Origin of the sequence: Sneathiella chungangensis, assembly GCF_009882935.1 — a bacterium.
Lineage (GTDB): Bacteria > Pseudomonadota > Alphaproteobacteria > Sneathiellales > Sneathiellaceae > Sneathiella > Sneathiella chungangensis.
This window is the reverse complement of sequence record NZ_WTVA01000002.1, coordinates 101,638-121,071: the sequence shown is the minus strand read 5'-3', so window position 1 is coordinate 121,071 and position 19,434 is coordinate 101,638. Positions and strand designations below refer to the sequence as shown.

Sequence of the window (19,434 nt, the reverse complement as noted above, 5' to 3'; positions counted from 1 at the left end):
TATCCTACCTTCCCGATTTGCAAAATCTGTTTGACGGTCAGCAACCGTCAAGATTTGCGCGAGACACAGCCTATCAATTCGCGTGCAATCCGTAAAGCATCCCGTTGGGAACAGGACCGCACAGAACAGATTGTCCGCAGTTAGAACTTACGAATTGATATGCTGCCGTAATGCCTTCGCCGAGAATTATCCGCGCCGAATGGAAGCTAATATGACAACGCCTATCGCCAAATATTGTCGACCCGGTCGAATGAATTCTCGCGTAAATCGCCATCGCGCATTTTATTCTTCGCGATCTTGCCCGTTGGCGTACGTGGAAATTCATCGACATACGCGTAATAGCGGGGAACTTTGAAATCAGCCAAATGTTGTCCGCAATGCGCAATGATTTTCTCTGGCGGGCAATCTTCTGCTGTCACCCCTTCCCGAAGCATAATATAAACCTTAACTTCTTCACGCCGCATTGGATCGGGCACGGAGAGGGCCGCGGCCTCTTCGATTTCATCCATGCCACGCAGCACAGCTTCGACCTCACGCGCAGAAATATTCTCCCCTGCCCGCTTGATCATGTCCTTTATCCGGCCGACGATATAATAGTAGCCGTTTTCGTCCTGTTGAAAAATGTCGCCCGTACGGAACCATTTCCCGCGGAAACTTTCAGCGTTCGCTTCGGGTCGTTTGTAATATCCCCACAATATGGCCGGACCGGAAACCCAAAGTTCTCCTGGCTCCCCTTGCGGGACATCATTGCCTTCTTCGTCGACAATACGCACTTCACGAAAGGGAGACGGCAATCCGCAAGTCTCTGACCCTGCCATATGGCTTGCCTCGGCTGGCAAGGAAATACCGCTGCCGATCTCTGTCATCCCGAAGGTATTCCGGGCGACAAGGTTGAAACGCTTCTCGATTTCGACATTCGCATCACCGCGCCAACCAAAGGCATTGACATATTTCAGCTTAATGAGCTTGTCCTTTTCCGACGGCGGAAATCTGGCAAGCGCGGGTTCTGGAAAAGCGCAATATTCTATTTCGAAATCAATGAGCCAATCGAAGAAATTCGTCAGGCTCATGCGTGAGGCGATGTGAGCGGTGCCGCCCAAACACATCGTCATCAGGAATTGCCACTGCCCATCCATATAGAAGAACGGCGCCCAAATCAGTGTTTGCTTGATCTGGTACGGCCGTCCCCTTTGCAATGCCGCACAATGAGCAAGCAGGATCCAGTATTCATGCGTCAGCATACATCCTTTGGGAAAACCGGTGGTGCCGGACGTATATTGCAGATTTATAAGATCCGTTGACGTCACGCGGGACGGCGCCACGAATTCTTCTGGACCATTATCATGCAATTCCTGCCAGTTAAGATGTCCTTCGGGCGTTTCTCCGCGAACAATTATTCTGTCCCGGGCAAGCAGTGGCGGCCAGTCGGGCATATTGTCCAGACGATCCAGAAAACCGGAATCAATAATCATGAACTGCGCATCACTGTCGGCAAGGACAAAATGCAGCTCCGCGCCAGTATAAGCGACATTTGTCGGCACCATGACAGCGCCAATTCGCCCGAGGGCGATCCAGCTGATGACAAATTCGTTGACGTTTGGAAGCATCACGGAGACATGCGTTCCTTTTCTTACGCCAAGCGCCAGCAAACTGCCCGCCAAACGGTCCGCAGATTGATCGAGGCCACGATAGGTAAGCTTTTCGCCATCATCAAAATAATTGCCAAGAACCTGATCTCCCAGCGTATTGGCGCGTTCGCGAACAAACGCGCCAAGTGTTTCCGGAAAATCAATTTCTGCCGCCAGACGATGGACTTCCGCCATCCCTTTATGTCCACTATCATTTATCATTTCGAACCTATTAACATTCTCAGTTTGCTGTGTTGAAATTGCCGGATTGTTCAGTCCTAATTCTGCTCTGGCGCATTGGGATCAAGCGGTGTTCCGCTCACATTTTCACCCGTCAGATACGCGGCGCGCTGCAGTCGATAGAGATGGCTCATGTAACCATGCGTATCGCGCTTGGACATGTCCATGCTGCGATAGAAGCCTTCCATTTCCACCCGAACTGCTATCGGCGGATAGGACGCAATTTTTTCCGCAATTTCCATTGCTCGCGGCATCAATTTGTCCTGGTCAACGATCTCGTTCACCAATCCGAACTTGTGGGCGTCTTCAATTGACAGGGGCTCTCCTTCCAGAACCATCGACATTGCAATCGCCGGAGGCAAATGCCGCCACAATTGTGTCGCGGCACCGGCACCACCCATTCCATATTTAATTTCCGGCAACCCAAACCATGCGTTTGGAGACGCGATGCGAATATCCATCAAGAGAATTGAATAAATAAATGCCATACCCAGAGCCGGGCCATTTAGTGCGCCGACAATTGGCTTGTATCTGTCAATTGTGCGCATATCTCGTTCCCACCCAGGGCGCGAGTTGGCGCTTTCATCCGTTGAGCGCTGGAAATGCGCAACCAACGTTTCATGAAGGCTGTCCTTACTCCAATTATTCTTAATGTCGTCTCCACCGCTGAAAGCTTGTGTGCCTGCACCGGTGAGAACACCTGCATGAATACTGGAATCTTTGAGGAACTCCTCCATGTAATCATAAAGCTCTTTATGCATCGGCGGCGTAATCTGGTTGACCTTGCCATTTTCAAACGTAAAGACAGCTACATTTCCCACTTTTTCATATTTTACAGGCATTTAGATACTCACTTTTCTGGTTGGTTTTGGTTTTTCTGGCTAGTTGTTTGACATGTTGACGCTGCGCCGCCGCAATATTTCCGCAGCCCCCATACCAATGATTGAGGCAACGATAAGGATGCTGGAAACGGCGGCAATTGTCGGACGCATTTCGAGTTTCAGGTCCGCCCAAATCCGCATGGGCAGTGTCTGTTGCCCGCTCATCATGAATTCCGCAATGATGAGTTCGTCGAAGGAAACAAAGAATGAGAAGACCGCGGCAGCCACTATGCCCGGCAAAAGGCTCGGAAATGCTGCGGAGAAAAAGGCGCGCACAGGCCCGGCCCCAAGTACACGGGCCGCGCGTTCGAATGTCGGGTCCAATTGACGATGGCTCGCCCCTACAATCAGAACGACGAAGGGAAATGCAATCGTGGCATGGGCGAATGCCAATGTTATTGCATTATCTTCAATGCCCAGTCGTATCGCGAAAATGAACATCCCTAGCGAAATAAAGATGTGCGGTACGATGATCGGCGAGGTAATGAAATAGGTCAGCAAGTTTTTCGATCGCAATGCCTTTCGCTCAAGAACAAGCACCGCCATTGTCCCGACAAGGGTTGATATCGCACAGGCGAGCAATGCAACTTTCAACGACAGCAGTGTCGCTTCGACCCATCCGGAATCACTGAAATATGTTTCATACCAAAACACACCGAGATTACTGGGCGGGAAGCGCAAGAAAGGATTGTTGCTGAACGAAATCGGAATAACGATAAAAATCGGAAAGACCAGATAGAGGATTACGACAAAGAAATAACCCGTGAGAATCAGCTTCGACAGATTGAATGGTTTCTTGTTCATGCGCTTCCTCCGCCAACCAGTCGTCTCGTCAGGGTTTTCGCAAGGCGCTTGATGATGAAGACGCTTATTACCGTAGCAATCAGCAGAACAATGGAAATGGCCGCCGCAAAGCCCCAGTTCAATTGATTGACCTGAAATTCGATCAGGTTTGCCATCATGATATCCTTCCGCCCGCCGACGAGAGCCGGCGTTATGAAGAATCCCATCGACAACATGAAAACAATGATGGCGCCAGTGACTGTGCCGTCGAGACTTAGTGGCAAGAACACGCGACGAATGGCCTGCCAGGGTTTTGCCCCGAGAATCCGTGCCGCCCGCATCAGATCGAAGTCAATTTCGCTCATCGCGCTGTAGCAGGTAACGATCTGGATCGGCAGCAATATCTGAACCATGGCGATATAAACCGCGCCGGTGGTGAAGAGCATTTTTACCGGTTGATCCGTAAATCCAAGACCGATCATGATTGCGTTAATCAGTCCCTCGCGTCCCAGAACAACCATCCAGGCATAGGAGCGAATAAGAACGCTCATCCAAAGTGGGATAAATACCAGGAATAGAAAAAATATTTGCTGTTTGCGAGGGCGCAGAACGATGAAATAGGAAACCGGATACGCTATCACCGCGCAAATCAAGGAGACGATCAAAGACAGCCTTATCGTTCGCCAGAGAATTTCCAGATATACGTTGCTGCCAAATAATTTAACAAAATGCTTTGTTGTGAATTCAGGATCATAAACACTCGCCCGAAGAATATCTAACGTAGGAATGAGAAAGAACGCCACCAGCATGAACAATGCCGGCCAAAGCAGCCACGTACTCGTAATCTTCCTATTAGTGTTCACTTTTTAATCTCCTGCAATCGTGTCTGGCGGCTACCAAAATTTCGCCAGACACGATTAATTCAATGGTGGATTACTGAAGGAGCCACTCGGTCCAGCGTTCCTGGATTGCCTCCAGGTTTTCTGCCCAGAATTCTGCGCTTGCGGAAAACTGAACGGCCTGGTTCTGCGGGTAAGTAGGCATGTTGGCCGCCATTTTTGGATCCATTCCGTCGAACAGACCTGGCGCCCATCCCGGGTAAGGCAGGTGAGTGACATATTCACGCATACGGTCAGCACTCGTCGTCCTGAACTTGACGTATTCAGTCGCCTCTTTCAGTTTCTTCGTTCCCTTTGGAATGGCGATGTAGGATTTGTGCATAGCCCCGCCATTCCAGACGATTTCTGCCGGAATACCGGACGAAACAAGCGTTGTAATACGACCGTTATACGACGGGCAGAAGTAGACTTCGCCATCAGACAACAGCTGAACTGATTGTGCACCGCTGGTCCACCAGGTGGTGATATGCGGCTTGATTTCATCCATTTTCGCAAAGGCGCGGTCAAGGCCTTCCTTGGTGCTCAGGACCTTGTAAATATCTTCTGCCGGCACGCCATCCGCGAGCAGGGCAAATTCCAGATTGTCTTCTGCACGTCCACGCAAAGCACGCGGTCCCGGGAAATTCTCTACATCCCAGAAATCGGCCCAGCTTTGCATTTTCTTGCCTTCGGGAAGCTTGTCTGTCCGAACAATCAGAACCTGGGAATAGGCCGCATAGGCAACGCCAAATTCCTCGCGCGTGTCAGCCGGAAGTTGGTTATCCGGATCGACCTGGCTGTAGTCAATCGGCTCAAAAAGGCCTTTTTTAACGCCAAGCGGATAATCAGAGGCAGAGACCTCCATGGCATCCCAAAGGACGTTGCCGGATTTCACCATTGCTTCAAGCTGAGGCATACGCTTTGCTTCAGCGGCAACATGATTGATTTTGATACCCGTCGCTTCCGTATATGGGCCCCACCAGACTTCCTTTGAGACCTTGCCGACGACACCGCCAGAACCACTAAAAGTGATTTCCTTGTCTTCAGCGAATGCCAGATTGGCACTCCCGGCAACTACAAGCGTTGCCATTGCTACCTTTGCAATTCGTTTTAACATCCTAGTCATACATACTCTCCCCGAGTTGAATGGATTTGAAATCAATTATGCGAGCCCTGAACCGTGGGTGCCTTCATCTAACGGGCGCGCGTCATTGATGGAAAATGCGAGTTTTAGCGTTTCACCCCGTGCGAGAATGGGAACGCTAGGGCCACGGTGTTCTTGAAATAACAGCGTCTTCCCCGATTTGGTCTTCACGCTGTACTGAATAATATTACCGAGGAACAAATATTCCTCGATAGAGCCATCAAAGATGATCATCTGATCGCTTGGCGAAATGTCGCGATGAAGTTTTTCAGGCCGAAGGCTGATCGATTGGCGCCCCTCGCCCCAGTTCTTGTTACTGTCCGCGAGTTCAAATTCGACATCGAGATCAGAAAATCTTACCCGTGATGGTGAAACGCGCTCAAAATCGACGATATTTGTTGTGCCAATAAAGTCGGCGACATATTTCGAGTTCGGCTCATCGTAGATCCGGTCGGGCGTATCGATTTGAACAATCTGCCCCTCTCCCATCACGGCAATTCGATCCGATAGCGCCAGCGCCTCGCCCTGATCATGAGTGACGAAAAGGATCGTGCATCCGAGCTGTTTATGATAGCGCTTGATTTCCAGCTGCATGGCCTCGCGCAGCTTCAAATCCAGCGCGCCCAAGGGCTCATCCATCAGCAAGACCGATGGCTCAAAGACAATGGCTCGCGCAAATGCGACACGTTGTCTTTGTCCGCCCGAAAGTTGATTTGGCATGCGATCGCCAAATTCAGCGAGCTGCACCATGGCCAAGCTATCGCCAACCCGCTTTTTAATCTCGGCTTGCGACATTTTCCTCAATCGAAGGGGGAACGCCACATTCTCGAACACATTCATATGCGGAAACAGCGAATAATTCTGGAACACCATTCCAATGTTTCGCCGCTCCGGTGGCAGACCGAGGATCGATTTTTTGTTTACACGAACGTCACCTTCCGTCGCGTCAGCAAAACCGGCGAGAACGTTCAGTGCTGTTGTTTTGCCGGACCCGCTAGGCCCCAACAATGTAACAAACTCGCCCCTCTGAATAGATAAATTGAAGTCAGAAAGGGCCTTAACCGCGCCGTAGGTTTTCGAAACACTATCAAAAGTTACTGAAGCACCAAATTCCACGTCGCGCTCAATCATTCTTGCCCCATGGTTGTTTTTATTGACATTAAATTCATTTATGACGCTATGTCTATTTATGACATTGACATCATTTATAAGCGGTGTCAATATTGCAAACAATGAATTTGTGGTTCGAACAAAAAAACTCTTTCAGTTTCAGGTTTTATTGTCGAAAATTACACGAAACGATAGGTAGACCTGCGAACGCGATGTATAATTCGGACATAAAATCATTCAGCCTCACGGAATTCCTCGTTCAACATTCGAAAACTCTCAAGGGCAAGCGCAAGCGGTATCGCACTCGAGCAAAAATACTGATGGCAACTGCGCTTGAGATGGAACGGGTCGGATATGAAAATATGACGGTGGACGGTATCGTCGAGACCGTCGATATGGCACGCGGAACCTTCTATTTATACTTCGAAAATCGTGCCGAAGCGGCAAAAGCTGTCATGCGAAGATACGAGGCCCTTCGCCGCAGAATACGTCCGAAAAACAGCAAGGCGCCGACAATATACGAGAAGATTCTGAAATATAACCTTTATTACATAGGGGTCTATGTCAGAAATGCGGGACTGCTGGCCGGTCGCGAAATGCTGATGCGAGAGGCTCCCGAACTTAATTTGCGGCGCGACCAGATGGATGACAGATGGGCTCGTGTTGTCATGAGAGATCTCCATACCAGGAACTGCATCACCACAGAGGACCTAAAAAATCCGGCAACAAGGCTGATGGTGCGCGCAACAATTTCTATGGTGGATGATTTGCTCCGTGAAACTTTTGTCTACAAATCCCCAAGTATGGCCGAGTTCGCCGCTGACGAAAAACTGGTTGCAGAAGCCATTTCTCTTGCCTGGTATCGCATATTGTACGGGAAAACACCCGACCTCAAACTACTTGATAAAACCAGGTCCTTTGCAGAGCACACCTCAATGGCCGGATAGCACCCTTTGAAAGGAAGGCACGACAACTTTCTCTGCCCCTAACCAATTGTGAATTATTTTTGTGCTGGGAAATAACAAGATGACAACATTACCGACAAACCATGATTGGCTTAACCTCACAGTTGAAGAAACATTGGAACCCGATCTGCCAATATGCGATCCGCACCATCATCTGTGGGAATTCCGCCCTCTAAGGGCGTCACACAAATATCTCCTCGACGAAATACTTTCCGATATCTACAGCGGCCATAATGTCGTCTCGACTGTTTTTATTGAATGTGGCGCCATGTATCGGTCAACCGGTCCCGAAGAGATGAAACCGGTTGGCGAAACGGAATTTGTCAACGGTATTGCCGCGATGAGCGCGTCCGGGCTTTATGGAGAGGCGCGTGTTGCCGCCGGCATCGTCGGTTTGGCCGATTTGATGCTCGGCGATGCCGTTGAACCTGTTCTCGATGCTCATATTGCGGCGGGCGGCGGGCGGTTTCGCGGCATCCGCCATCGGGCGCCATGGGATGCAAGTGATGAGGTCCCGAACGCCCAGCCAACAACGATAGAGAACCTATATCTGAACGATCGATTCCGTCAGGGGTTTGCAACCCTTGCAAAGCGGAACCTGAGCTTTGAAGGCTGGTGTTACCACCCGCAGATCCCGCAACTGACGGATCTTGCCCGCGCTTTTCCGGATACAACAATCATTCTCAATCATTTCGGCGGCCCTTTGGGTATCGGACCGTATAAAGGAAAGCAGGATGAATATTTTCCGGCCTGGAAAAGTGCGATATCCGAACTGGCGAAATGCCCGAATGTGGTCGCAAAGTTGGGTGGGCTGGCTATGGAGATTAATGGCTTCGATTGGCATTTGAATGATCGCCCTCCCTCAAGTCTTGAACTGATGGAAGCGACCCGGCGTTTCTATGAACATACAATCGAGCAATTCGGGACCGACCGCTGCATGTTTGAATCGAACTTCCCGGTCGACAAGGTGAGCTGCAGTTACAATGTATTGTGGAATTCCTTTAAGCGCCTGACGTCGGGCTATAGCAAGTCGGAAAAGGCAGATCTGTTCCATGATACCGCAAAGCGGATATACAGACTGGACTAGTCGGGAAGTTTGAACCTGGCCTGACCTGTCACTGCTGCCTCCAGAGGCGGGAAAGACCGCATGAGATTTTTGGGACCACCAAATTTCATGCCGTTGAGACGATTTTGGCCGGTTTTGATTGTTCTGGTCCCGTTCGTCATTTCCTCAGTGCCCAAGATGCCTTTACTGAATTCTGGAATGCTCTTAAGGTTCGTAATATATGTGTTCTTCGGGAGGGGTGCATGACGACCGACGGAAAATCCATACCGCCAGAAAAAGCCGCCGCAACCAGGCATCAAACCCGCGACACTCAAGACCGGCAATCGTATCCCGAACCAATGAATGGAAAATTCCTTGTGCGGGAGATGGCTCTGGTGCGCGAGGTTGGCACGGATGACGTCTGGAAATGGCTTGCTGCCGGCTGGTCGGATCTGAAAGCCAATACGGCCGTCAGCGTCAGCTATGCCGCCCTGTTCATTATCATTGGCTTCGCTGTATCATTCGGATTCTATTTCATGGGCTGGCCCTACCTGATCCTGCCCGGCCTGACTGGCTTTCTTCTTGTGGGTCCCGCCGTTGGCATCGGCTATTACGAGATCAGCCGTCGTCACGCGGCGAGCGAGAAAGTTTCCCTTTTCGCGGCGGTTACCGCTGCGCGCTATAATAAACTGGGAATTTTTGGCTTCGGTATCGCGCTCGCGTTTGTTTTTCAAGTCTGGATTCGTATTTCCTTCACGGTCTTCGCCTTGAATTTTCCGGGCATCATGCCGGACTGGAGTATCATTCTGCAGCGCTCGTTTAGTATGGAGGGGGTTTACTTTGGAATATCCATCGGCCTCGTCGGTGCCGTTTTTGCCACCTGCATCTTCTTCGTCGGAGCTTTTTCCATGCCGATGATGATGGACCGGAAATCTGTTCTATTGCCCTCACTCATCACCAGCGCCTTCGCGGTTGCCAGGAACCGGAATGCGATGATCCTGTGGGCTGCAACCATCGTGATATTTACCGGCATCGGGCTGGTCACGGCCGGGATCGGATTGATGGTTACGCTGCCGCTCATCGGCCATGCGACCTGGCATGCCTATAAACAGGTGATGTCCGGCGATCTTCCCGACGGCGAGATCCATCCCACAGGAGCAATTACGGAGACCGGGTGATTTTCGAGCGACAGGAGGCGACGAAGCGAAGAGTGTGGGTTACGAGCCTGCACCTCCTTTTCGACTAGCGGGCGTCAGATAAGGATTTTTTCCATATCTCAAGTATGATATCTGATAACCCGAATCGAACTGGTCTGACTCTAGCCATAATGCCCTGTAAATGAGCTTCTCTCTTCGCAAACTCGCCTATTTCGTCGCGGTCGCGGAATATGGCACCGTATCCGGTGCGGCGCATTCGCTTTCCGTCTCGCAATCATCGGTAACGGAGGCTGTGAAAGATCTTGAAGCGGATCTCGGGGTGTCGTTGTTCGAGCGGCATTCGCGCGGGCTCAATATCACTCATAAGGGGCATCAGTTTCTCCGCCATGCCACGGCAATCCTCACCAGCGTTTCAGACGCCCGGCGGGCGCTGGAAGAACCGGGAGAGGAGACTGAAGGTTATCTTCACCTCGGCGTGACGTCGCTCGTCGCCGGCTATGTATTGTCTGACATTCTGTCTCGTTATCGCCGGGCCTTTCCGGCCGTGCATGTATCCGCCATCGAAGACAATGGTGAGTATCTGGAGCATCTGCTGGTAGGGGGTGAACTGGACGTTGCCGTCATGCTGATTTCCAACCTCCGGGACCGCGACGCCCTCCAGGCCGAGATCCTGGAAGTGTCACCCTACAAGCTCTGGCTTCCGCTCGGTCATCCGCTGGCGACGGCGGAGAGCATTGATCCCGATGACCTCTCCAAAGAACCGTTGATCATGTTAAATGTCGACGAGATCGAGGGGACGACCGGGAAACTGCTGGGCGCACTTGGAGCGCAACCCGAAATCGCCTTTAGGACCCGCTCTGTTGAAGCGGTCCGGAGTCTCGTGGCAACGGGTGCGGGCGTAACCTTGCTACCCGATCTTGTCTATCGGCCCTGGTCGCTGGAGGGGGATCGCATCGAGGCCCGGGATGTCTCGGCGGCGCTGCCGGTCGTTCAGGTCGGAATTGTCTGGCGGCGGGGATTACAGCTTTCGAAACCGTCCCGCGATTTCATCGCCGTTTCGCAATCCCAGCATCTGCTGCGTCAACGCTGATATCGGAAAAACCGATACCGATATTCTGAATATTGTATTTGTCAATAGTTCAAAGCGGGCGCATGATTTTTCGATCGTCAACGGGATGTTTCACAAGGATCGAGGAAGTAAAGCAAATGGAAAAAATGCTTCGCACGCTGCTCGCGGCAGCGTTGACAACATCAGTATTTGTGAGCCCAGCTTCCGCCGAAATGCTGACCGAAGTCGGCAAAGGCGAAGGCCAGGTAAATATTGTCGCCTGGCCGGGGTATATCGAGCGGGGCGAGACGGACAAGAATTTTGACTGGGTCACGTCGTTCGAACAGAAAACAGGTTGCAAGGTCCAGATCAAAACGGCGAATACGTCCGATGAAATGGTGGCGCTGATGAACGAAGGCGGGTTCGACCTGGTAACCGCCTCCGGCGACGCCTCGCTTCGCCTGATTGCCGGCAAACGGGTCCAACCGGTGAATACCAGCCTGATCCCGAGCTGGGGGACGGTCGATGACCGGCTTAAAAGTGCCCCCTGGCATACGGCAGATGGCAAGCATTACGGTGTGCCCTATATGTGGGGGCCGAATGTCCTGATGTACAACACGGAGGCCTTCAAGACGCCCCCGACAAGCTGGAAAGTCGTTTTCGAAGAAATGACGCTCGATGACGGCAAATCCAACAAGGGTCGGGTACAGGCGTATGACGGTCCGATCCACATTGCCGATGCCGCCAACTATCTTATGGCGCATAAGCCGGAACTCGGGATCAGAAGCCCATATGAACTGAACGCCGAACAATATGCCGCGGCGCTCGACCTTCTGCGCCAGCAGCGGACTTTGGTGTCCCGCTATTGGCACGACGCCTTTATCCAGATGGACGACTTCAAGAATGAAGGCGTTGTCGCGTCAGGCTCCTGGCCCTTCCAGGTCAACCTCCTGCAGGGTGAAGGACTCCCCATTGCCTCCGTGATTCCGGAAGAAGGAGCGACCGGCTGGGCGGATACGACCATGATGCATATTGATGCCGAAAACCCGAACTGTTCTTACATGTGGATGGAGCACACGCTTTCCTCCAACCTGATGAGCGATCTCTCGGTCTGGTTCGGCGCCAACCCAAGCGTACCTGCCGCCTGCACCGACGGTCGCGGCATGCAGACCGCGGAAGGCTGCACGAAGAACGGCATGGACGACTTCGAGAAGATCAAGTTCTGGACGACTCCGGTTTCCAAATGCGCGTCTCAGGATCAGTGCGTCCCGTACTATCGCTGGGTCAGTGACTATATCGGCGTCATCGGCGGCCGCTAAATTCCCACCCAAAAACGAGACGTCTTTTTTCCCTCATCCCGGCGGCAGCGACCGCCGCCGGGACAAATATTCAGGAACCATGACACAAACGGCGGTTAGCTTCTGTAACGTTTCGCGCCACTATGGCCCCGTCAAAGCGGTAGATGACGTTAGTCTCGACATTCTGGGCGGAGAGTTTTTCGCCATGTTGGGGCCCTCAGGTTCCGGCAAAACCACCTGCCTCCGACTGATCGCCGGATTCGAGCAGCCAACATCCGGTAGTATCAGCATATTTAACCAGCAAATGATGGATGTCCCGCCCTATCGTCGGCAGGTCAACACGGTCTTTCAGGATTATGCCCTGTTTCCGCATCTTAACGTCGCTGACAATGTCGCCTATGGGCTGATGATCCGGGGCGTTTCAAAAAATGACAGATTGAAGGCGGCGGAAGGCGCGCTGGAACTTGTAAGATTACCCGGATATGGCGCCCGCAAGCCAAGCCAGCTTTCCGGCGGCCAGCGGCAACGGGTTGCTCTTGCCCGAGCCCTCGTCAACCAGCCGAAAGTTCTACTGCTCGATGAGCCACTCGGCGCCCTTGATCTGAAACTCCGCGAGCAGATGCAGGAAGAATTGAAAGAGCTGCAGCGTTCTCTCGGCATCACTTTTGTTTTCGTGACCCATGACCAGAGCGAGGCCCTTTCCATGGCGGATCGGATCGCCGTCTTCAATCACGGACAGATCATGCAGGTCGGATCACCAAGAGAGATCTACCATAGCCCGAAATCCGAATTTGTGGCGGATTTCGTCGGCTCTTCCAACATTCTGCCGAGAGAATTGGTAAACAAACTGGTTGGCCGTGATCAACCGGCAAGCCTGCGCCCCGAAGCGATCCGGTTGGTGTCGGAAGGCGGGATCGAAGCCAAAATCCTCAACGTCAGCTTCCTCGGCGCATCAACGAAGATCACCCTGCAGATGAAGGATGTCACGCTTCATATGCTTGCAGATAATGAACCGGCCTCGCTCACGGTGGGTGAGATCGTCCGTGTTGACTGGGACAAGAGCAGCCTCCACCTGATGGAGATTCCCCATGTCTGAGGCAGCCGCAATGCCGCCGAATGCCCTCAACTGGCGCGGTCGGCTCTCCGATACCCTTTGGCGGCGGCCACGGCTGCTCCTTTTCCTCCTGCTCGCGCCTCCGGTTCTATGGCTGGGGGTTATCTATCTCGGGTCCCTCTTCGCGCTGCTCGCGCAAAGCTTCTTTTCCATCGATGAATTTTCCGGGGTCATCAAATACGAGTTCACGCTCAAAACCTATCGCGAACTGCTGATCCCGGCGAATCTCGATATCATTATCCGGACCGTCCTGATGGCCGCTTTTGTTACCATCGGCGCCGCCATCGTGGCCTTCCCGATTGCCTATTTCGCGGCGCGTTACGCGCGCGGCAAATGGAAGGCTCTCTTTTATCTCGGCGTCATGCTGCCGCTTTGGTCGAGTTACCTAGTCAAGGTCTATGCCTGGAAGCTGATCCTCGCGAAGGAGGGAATCCTCAACTGGATTCTTGCAAAGCTGCATCTCACATGGCTGCTGGATGCCTGGCTGTCGCTGCCAATAATCGGCGGGAATTCTCTTTCGGTCAGTTACACAGGAACATTTCTGGTTTTTCTCTATGTCTGGATGCCGTTCATGGTTCTGCCGATACAGGCATCGCTTGAACGGGTACCGTCCAGCTTTATTGAAGCCTCCGCCGATTTGGGTGCCAACGCACGGCAGACCTTCTTCAATGTCATCCTGCCCCTTGCGCTTCCGGGCGTGATAGCCGGGTCGATATTCACCTTCTCCCTTACGCTTGGCGACTACATTATTCCGCAGATCATCGGATCGTCCCGCCTCTTCATCGGGCAGGCTGTGTATGCCCATCAAGGGACGGCCGGGAATATACCGCTGGCGGCGGCCTTCACTGTGGTGCCGGTCGTAATCATGGGTTTCTATCTTTGGGCGGCGAAAAAGAAGGGGGCGTTCGATGCGCTCTGACAAGAATTCGCATGCCCCGTTTGCTCTGAAGGTTGCCGCAGCAGCAGGATTGCTGTTTATGCATCTGCCGATCCTGCTGATCTTCGTCTATGCCTTCACGACGGAAGACAAAAGCTACCAATGGCCGCCGCCGGGCCTGACACTGAAATGGTTTGGTGTGACCTGGAACCGGCCGGATGTATGGGAGTCGCTTGCTTTGTCGGTAAAGGTGGCGAGTATCTCGACGCTCGTCGCCATGATACTCGGCACCCTGTGCGCGGCGGCGGTATCCCGCAGCCAGTTCTTCGGACGGGAGACCATCTCGTTGCTCGTGATCCTGCCGATCGCCCTGCCCGGCATCATCACCGGCATCGCCTTGCGGTCCGCCTTTAACCTCGCAGATATCCCGTTCTCCATGTGGACGATCGTGCTCGGCCACGCAACCTTCTGCGTGGTTGTTGTCTACAATAATGCCGTGGCGCGGTTCCGCCGCACATCGCGCTCGCTGATAGAGGCATCCATGGATCTCGGCGCGAACGGGTTCCAGACCTTCCGCCATGTCATTCTACCCAACCTGGCGACGGCGTTGCTTGCTGGCGGCATGCTGGCCTTTGCGCTGTCGTTCGACGAAGTCATCGTGACGACCTTCACTGCCGGACAACAGGCGACGTTACCAATCTGGATGCTTGAGGAACTGGTCCGGCCCCGCCAGCGGCCGGTTACCAATGTTGTCGCGATGGTGGTGGTGCTTGTTACCTTCCTGCCAATTTTATTGGCCTATTATCTGACCCGGGATGGCGATCAGGTCGCCGGACAGGGAAAATAATTTTTCTAGGAGATACCCTGATGGACACCAAAATGCTGATCGGATCCGCCTTTGAAGCCGGGCGGGAAAAAGAAGAAACGATCCTCAACCCGAAAACCGGCGAGACCATCATGATGCTGCCTGAGGCATCAAAGGACCAGATCGACAAGGCGGTCAATGCAGCCGAGGCGGCATTTACCAAATGGTCGCGAACCACACCGGCGGAGCGGTCGACCTATCTTCTGCGGATCGCCGATCGTATCGAGGCGGAGGCGGAGGGCTTTGCAACGCTCGAAGCGCTCAATTGCGGCAAACCGATCAACGCGGTGCGCGGCGATGAAATTCCTGCCATTGTTGATTGCTACCGCTACTTTGCCGGTGCGGTCCGGTGCATTCCCGGCAGTGCCGCCGGCGAGTATATGGAAGGCTTTACCTCGATGATCCGCCGGGATCCGATTGGCGTCGTCGGATCGATTGCCCCCTGGAATTATCCGTTGATGATGATGGCCTGGAAGCTTGCGCCGGCAATCGCGGGAGGGAATACCGTCGTCTTCAAACCCTCCGAGCAGACTCCCCTCACCGCTCTTAAAATGGCCGGAATTCTGGCGGACGTGCTTCCCGAGGGCGTGGTAAATGTCATCCTCGGCCGCGGGCAGAGTGTCGGCAATGCGCTGATCAACCACCCGAAGGTGGATATGATTTCGATTACCGGCGACGTCGCCACGGGCAAAAAGGTGCTGGAGGCGGCGGCGAAATCCGTCAAGCGGACGCATCTTGAACTCGGCGGCAAGGCGCCGGTCATCGTCTATGACGATGCGGATATTTCCGCAGTGGTCCAGGGGCTCCGGGCGTTCGGATATTATAATGCCGGACAGGATTGCACAGCGGCCTGCCGGATCTACGCCGGTCCAAAAATCTATGACAGTCTGGTTGCTGATCTCAGCGCCGAAGTTGCCAAGATTTCCTTTGCGAAGGAAGACGATACGGCCAACGAAATCGGTCCGCTTATTTCGCAACGCCAGCGCGACCGTGTCGCAAGCTTCGTCCAGCGCGCCTCGGAACAGAAGCATATGGAGATTACCGTCGGTGGCAACGTGACAGAGGGAGGCGGCTTTTTCTATGAACCCACAGTTATCGCGGGAGCGCTCCAGAAAGATGAGATCGTGCGCCGGGAGGTTTTTGGACCGGTTGTCTCCGTCACCCGGTTCAAGGACGATGAAGAAGCCGTCGCCTGGGCAAATGACTCTGATTACGGACTGGCCTCATCAATCTGGACGAAGGACGTCTCCCGCGCCATGAGAACAGCGGCGCGGCTGCAATATGGCTGCACCTGGATCAACACTCATTTCATGCTGGTCAATGAAATGCCGCATGGCGGTCTCAAGCAGTCTGGCTATGGGAAGGATATGTCGCTTTACGCGCTTGAGGATTACACAGCCGTACGCCATGTCATGATCGCTCACTGATCGGGAACAATACGCCCCGTTGACTGCTAGGCGGGGAAGTTCGTACCAGATGTGAAGCGGCCAGCGCGCCGCAGGCAGCCGCTCACACCGGTTCTTTCGGCGATCACAAAAATTCTCTCAAGTCGGCAATGAACCTGTCGAATTGATCGTGGTGTAACCAGTGACCCGCATTTTCGTAATTTTTCACGACCGCATTCTTGAAATATTTAATCCGGCCATCATCAACCGGGTTTGATGCCCAGCTGTCATTGCCGTAACAGAGCATCGTCGGGCAGGTAATCTCGCCCCAGAGCTCCTGGGTTTCCGACTGGCTAATATCGAACGGCCACCAAACCCGCATATAATGGTCGAACTTCCAGCTGAACGTGCCGTCTTCATTCTGATTGACCGCATGAGTTGTCAAATGCAGGGCCTGCTCATGTGACAAATGCTTGTTTTCGGCCTTCATCCGGGCGAGGGCATCCTCAAAGGTTTCATACCGGCGATGGGTGCGGGCGCTCGCCGCCCGTTTTTTATCAATCCAGTCGCGCCAGCGTTTCGCGGTTGGCACAGCCTGCGCTTCCTTGATCATCTTGGGGGAAAATCCCAGCCCCTCGATTGCGACAAGCTTGCGGACATTTTCCGGGTAAATGCCCGTGTAGCGGAGCGCGATGTTCCCGCCCATGGAATGCGCGACAATCGTAACGGGGCTCAGCTCCTTCTGATGGATCAGCTGTGCGATATCGTAGACATAACTCTGGATGTTGTAGTTGCCGTCGGTCGACCAACCGCTGTCCCCATGACCCCGCAAATCCGGCGCGATAATATGCCAGTCATGGCGCAGTTCCTCCGCTACCCAGTCCCAATTCCGGCAATGGTCCCGCCCCCCATGGATGAGCAGCAGAGGCGGCGCTTCCGGATTACCCCAATCGACATAGTGAAGCTTAATGCGTTGCGAAATATAGCTGTTTGAAATCGGACCCATGGGAGATTTACCGTATGACTGATCATGTTGTTTTGAGAGTACTATAAAATGAATAACTGGCTGCGGTCTACTCGAGGAATTCATTCCGCGAATAAATAAAGACTGTTCCGCACGGGCTATTAGAAAAGCGTCTGGCAAGCAATATCAGCGTATCCGGAATTCCCTGCCGCAGATGGGCACTGTTTCAAGCGACTGAGTTATGTAGGTATAAGCTGACGTTTCTCATCAGCGCAAAATGGGGGTTGTCTTCCTTTACTCCCTCGGCAGCCCGATCTCGACCAGCTTTTCAAGCTCGGGCTCGATCGATTTGATCATGCGCGGCCATGATGGAAATGGAAAGGCCGTGTGCCACATCTTCAGCGTCAATGCCGGACGACGCCCCATGGCCCGCTCCAGCAGGTATTTTGCCTGATCCAAATCATTCAGGCGCACATACAATACCGCCCCAATTATGAGCGGAAAGTAATCCACCTGCACCGACGCACAGGCGGCATCTATTGCCTCTTTCACATCTGGCCGCAGATTTTCAAGGTTCCGCATCCAGCGGGCTGTTCCGATCATGAAATGGAATGCCCAGGCCAGCGGGTCCTTCGGATTAAGCGCCAGGGCCGTTTGTGCCGATTTCTCCATCGCATGTGTATCGGGCTCAACCTGATACAGGTAAAACATCGTGCGCGCGTGATACATCACCGGGTTATTGTCATTCAGCGCATAGGCGCGATCCAGAGAGTCTTTGGCCTGCGTTTCCTGACGCATCAGGGTCAGCAATGATCCCAGCGCGAAATGACCGTCTTCCAATCGATCATCCAGCTCAATCGCCTTGCTCGCATTGATCAACCCCTGCTGCACATCATTGGGGATATCGACACTCCGGCCGGTCGTAACCATGACAGAATGCCATCGTCCCAAAAGCGCATATGGCAAGGCAAATTCAGGGTCAGCGTCGATCGCCGCTTTAAACAGCCTTGCCGCGGCGGGATAACTCTCTTCACTGTAATTGTAAAACTCTGCCAATCCCTTTTGGCAGAGTTCCCACGCTGTCAAATTTTCAGTAGGTTTGCGCCTTGCCAGCGACCGCTCATTCGCACCAAGCTCCGGCGCAAGTTCCGACACGATCGCGTGGGTTAATTCATCCTGCAGGTCAAACAGATCTGAGACCGTGCGATCCCACCGGCCGGACCAGATATGCCTGCCGGTTTTTGCCTCGACCAGATGAGCACTCACTCGCAGACGATCTCCCCCCCGGCGAACCGATCCCTCGACCACGTAGCGCACCCCAAGCTCGCGGGCTATTTCACGCACATCCTTGTGTGTGTTTCTGTATGAAAAGGCGGAATTTCGCGCGATGACGAAAAGGGATCGAAAACGCGACAACTGGACAATAACGTCTTCGGCAATACCGTCCGCGAGGAACCTCTGTTCGTCGTCATCCGAGTTATTCTCAAAGGCCAAGACCGCTATGGATGGACGCTCGGAGCGTCTGGCAGGTTTGGTCGGGCTGGCATCAACGCCCTTGATCAGCGCATTCCATGCATTCACCGGCGCCGGAATGTTCTTCACATATTGCGGCCCCAACGGCACCAGGCGCGTGTCGCTGGCATCGGCGACTTCTGTATACACTGCCTCGGAGATGCAGACACCGCCCGGCGGCGCAATGCTTTCAAGTCGGGCGGCAATGTTGACCACATCTCCCAGCACGTCGTCGCCATCGACAATGACCTCCCCGTAATTGATCCCGATACGGAACATCAGCCGCGTTTCAGAAGGGATTGCGCCTTCGCGCTCATACATTGCGTGTTGGAGAAAGACGGCCGTATGCAAAGCGGCGCGCGGCGACGGAAACTCGACAAGAAACCCGTCTCCCATGGTTTTGATGACCCGGCCTTGCGCGCTCGAAATTGTTGGAACGATAAGGTCCCGTCGCAAGTCCCGAAATCTCGTGATCACGGCCTCTTCGTTATTTGAGACCAACCGCGAGTATCCCACGAGATCCGCGGCCACGATGGTTGT

17 protein-coding genes are annotated in these 19,434 nt (G+C 53.3%); 9 read left to right on the top strand and 8 right to left on the bottom strand.

Annotation, left to right across the window (positions count from 1 at the left end; all coding sequences use genetic code 11):
• Positions 1-221: 221 nt before the first annotated feature.
• The 6 genes from GQF03_RS05490 to GQF03_RS05465 form a co-directional block, all read right to left on the bottom strand.
• Positions 222-1,823, bottom strand: coding sequence for a class I adenylate-forming enzyme family protein (locus GQF03_RS05490; RefSeq protein ID WP_161338214.1), 1,602 nt, complete (start codon positions 1,821-1,823; stop codon positions 222-224).
• 83 nt (positions 1,824-1,906) lie between these two features.
• The gene (locus GQF03_RS05485) at positions 1,907-2,710 is read right to left on the bottom strand and encodes an enoyl-CoA hydratase/isomerase family protein (RefSeq protein ID WP_161338213.1); all 804 of its coding nucleotides are present in this window, start codon (positions 2,708-2,710) and stop codon (positions 1,907-1,909) included.
• A 39-nt stretch (positions 2,711-2,749) separates the two neighbouring features.
• Complete coding sequence (locus GQF03_RS05480; protein WP_161338212.1) at positions 2,750-3,553, bottom strand: ABC transporter permease; 804 nt, start codon at positions 3,551-3,553, stop codon at positions 2,750-2,752.
• Entirely contained in the window at positions 3,550-4,341 is a 792-nt protein-coding gene (locus GQF03_RS05475) for an ABC transporter permease (RefSeq protein WP_161338211.1), read from the bottom strand. Before GQF03_RS05475 ends, GQF03_RS05480 begins: the two co-directional genes overlap by 4 nt.
• A 124-nt stretch (positions 4,342-4,465) precedes the next feature.
• Positions 4,466-5,536, bottom strand: a complete 1,071-nt coding sequence (locus GQF03_RS05470) for an ABC transporter substrate-binding protein (protein WP_161338210.1) — start codon at positions 5,534-5,536, stop codon at positions 4,466-4,468.
• A gap of 36 nt (positions 5,537-5,572) precedes the next feature.
• On the bottom strand, positions 5,573-6,685 hold the full coding sequence (locus GQF03_RS05465) for an ABC transporter ATP-binding protein (protein WP_162858432.1): 1,113 nt from the start codon (positions 6,683-6,685) through the stop codon (positions 5,573-5,575).
• Between the two features lie 299 nt (positions 6,686-6,984).
• Here GQF03_RS05465 and GQF03_RS05460 point away from each other — a divergent pair, with 299 nt between their 5' ends.
• The 9 genes from GQF03_RS05460 (at position 6,985) to GQF03_RS05420 (ending at position 16,460) form a co-directional block, all read left to right on the top strand.
• Positions 6,985-7,611 (top strand): TetR/AcrR family transcriptional regulator, encoded by a 627-nt coding sequence (locus GQF03_RS05460; protein ID WP_161338209.1) that lies wholly within the window; start codon positions 6,985-6,987, stop codon positions 7,609-7,611.
• 79 nt (positions 7,612-7,690) lie between these two features.
• The gene (locus GQF03_RS05455; protein WP_161338208.1) at positions 7,691-8,716 is read left to right on the top strand and encodes an amidohydrolase family protein; all 1,026 of its coding nucleotides are present in this window, start codon (positions 7,691-7,693) and stop codon (positions 8,714-8,716) included.
• Between the two features lie 221 nt (positions 8,717-8,937).
• The gene (locus GQF03_RS05450; RefSeq protein ID WP_161338207.1) at positions 8,938-9,852 is read left to right on the top strand and encodes a DUF2189 domain-containing protein; all 915 of its coding nucleotides are present in this window, start codon (positions 8,938-8,940) and stop codon (positions 9,850-9,852) included.
• Between the two features lie 160 nt (positions 9,853-10,012).
• Positions 10,013-10,921, top strand: a complete 909-nt coding sequence (locus tag GQF03_RS05445) for a LysR family transcriptional regulator (RefSeq protein ID WP_161338206.1) — start codon at positions 10,013-10,015, stop codon at positions 10,919-10,921.
• A gap of 191 nt (positions 10,922-11,112) precedes the next feature.
• A complete protein-coding gene (locus GQF03_RS05440) occupies positions 11,113-12,198 on the top strand; it encodes an ABC transporter substrate-binding protein (RefSeq protein WP_380741905.1) in 1,086 nt (361 codons plus the stop codon).
• 79 nt (positions 12,199-12,277) lie between these two features.
• Positions 12,278-13,273 (top strand): ABC transporter ATP-binding protein, encoded by a 996-nt coding sequence (locus tag GQF03_RS05435; RefSeq protein ID WP_161338204.1) that lies wholly within the window; start codon positions 12,278-12,280, stop codon positions 13,271-13,273.
• On the top strand, positions 13,266-14,210 hold the full coding sequence (locus GQF03_RS05430; RefSeq protein WP_161338203.1) for an ABC transporter permease: 945 nt from the start codon (positions 13,266-13,268) through the stop codon (positions 14,208-14,210). The genes GQF03_RS05435 and GQF03_RS05430 overlap by 8 nt, the downstream gene beginning before the upstream one ends.
• Positions 14,200-15,015 carry an ABC transporter permease gene (locus GQF03_RS05425; protein ID WP_161338202.1) on the top strand — a complete coding sequence of 272 codons (816 nt, stop codon included), beginning with the start codon at positions 14,200-14,202 and terminating at the stop codon, positions 15,013-15,015. The genes GQF03_RS05430 and GQF03_RS05425 overlap by 11 nt, the downstream gene beginning before the upstream one ends.
• 20 nt (positions 15,016-15,035) lie before the next feature.
• Positions 15,036-16,460: a gamma-aminobutyraldehyde dehydrogenase gene (locus GQF03_RS05420; protein WP_161338201.1), complete on the top strand. Its 1,425-nt coding sequence runs from the start codon at positions 15,036-15,038 to the stop codon at positions 16,458-16,460.
• 103 nt (positions 16,461-16,563) lie between these two features.
• Here GQF03_RS05420 and GQF03_RS05415 read toward each other — a convergent pair whose 3' ends face one another.
• Complete coding sequence (locus GQF03_RS05415; RefSeq protein WP_161338200.1) at positions 16,564-17,424, bottom strand: alpha/beta fold hydrolase; 861 nt, start codon at positions 17,422-17,424, stop codon at positions 16,564-16,566.
• 252 nt (positions 17,425-17,676) lie between these two features.
• Positions 17,677-19,425, bottom strand: coding sequence for an adenylate/guanylate cyclase domain-containing protein (locus GQF03_RS05410; RefSeq protein WP_338401310.1), 1,749 nt, complete (start codon positions 19,423-19,425; stop codon positions 17,677-17,679).
• Positions 19,426-19,434: the final 9 nt, after the last annotated feature.

What these genes read in the sequence shown, in the direction of transcription:
- GQF03_RS05490 (WP_161338214.1), bottom strand. Translation starts at nt 1,823, where the DNA reads ATGGCGGAAGTCCATCGTCTGGCGGCAGAAATTGATTTTCCGGAAACA.
- GQF03_RS05485 (WP_161338213.1), bottom strand. Translation starts at nt 2,710, where the DNA reads ATGCCTGTAAAATATGAAAAAGTGGGAAATGTAGCTGTCTTTACGTTT.
- GQF03_RS05480 (WP_161338212.1), bottom strand. Translation starts at nt 3,553, where the DNA reads ATGAACAAGAAACCATTCAATCTGTCGAAGCTGATTCTCACGGGTTAT.
- GQF03_RS05475 (WP_161338211.1), bottom strand. Translation starts at nt 4,341, where the DNA reads ATGCTGGTGGCGTTCTTTCTCATTCCTACGTTAGATATTCTTCGGGCG.
- GQF03_RS05470 (WP_161338210.1), bottom strand. Translation starts at nt 5,536, where the DNA reads ATGACTAGGATGTTAAAACGAATTGCAAAGGTAGCAATGGCAACGCTT.
- GQF03_RS05465 (WP_162858432.1), bottom strand. Translation starts at nt 6,685, where the DNA reads ATGATTGAGCGCGACGTGGAATTTGGTGCTTCAGTAACTTTTGATAGT.
- GQF03_RS05460 (WP_161338209.1), top strand. Translation starts at nt 6,985, where the DNA reads ATGGCAACTGCGCTTGAGATGGAACGGGTCGGATATGAAAATATGACG.
- GQF03_RS05455 (WP_161338208.1), top strand. Translation starts at nt 7,691, where the DNA reads ATGACAACATTACCGACAAACCATGATTGGCTTAACCTCACAGTTGAA.
- GQF03_RS05450 (WP_161338207.1), top strand. Translation starts at nt 8,938, where the DNA reads ATGACGACCGACGGAAAATCCATACCGCCAGAAAAAGCCGCCGCAACC.
- GQF03_RS05445 (WP_161338206.1), top strand. Translation starts at nt 10,013, where the DNA reads ATGAGCTTCTCTCTTCGCAAACTCGCCTATTTCGTCGCGGTCGCGGAA.
- GQF03_RS05440 (WP_380741905.1), top strand. Translation starts at nt 11,113, where the DNA reads ATGCTGACCGAAGTCGGCAAAGGCGAAGGCCAGGTAAATATTGTCGCC.
- GQF03_RS05435 (WP_161338204.1), top strand. Translation starts at nt 12,278, where the DNA reads ATGACACAAACGGCGGTTAGCTTCTGTAACGTTTCGCGCCACTATGGC.
- GQF03_RS05430 (WP_161338203.1), top strand. Translation starts at nt 13,266, where the DNA reads ATGTCTGAGGCAGCCGCAATGCCGCCGAATGCCCTCAACTGGCGCGGT.
- GQF03_RS05425 (WP_161338202.1), top strand. Translation starts at nt 14,200, where the DNA reads ATGCGCTCTGACAAGAATTCGCATGCCCCGTTTGCTCTGAAGGTTGCC.
- GQF03_RS05420 (WP_161338201.1), top strand. Translation starts at nt 15,036, where the DNA reads ATGGACACCAAAATGCTGATCGGATCCGCCTTTGAAGCCGGGCGGGAA.
- GQF03_RS05415 (WP_161338200.1), bottom strand. Translation starts at nt 17,424, where the DNA reads ATGGGTCCGATTTCAAACAGCTATATTTCGCAACGCATTAAGCTTCAC.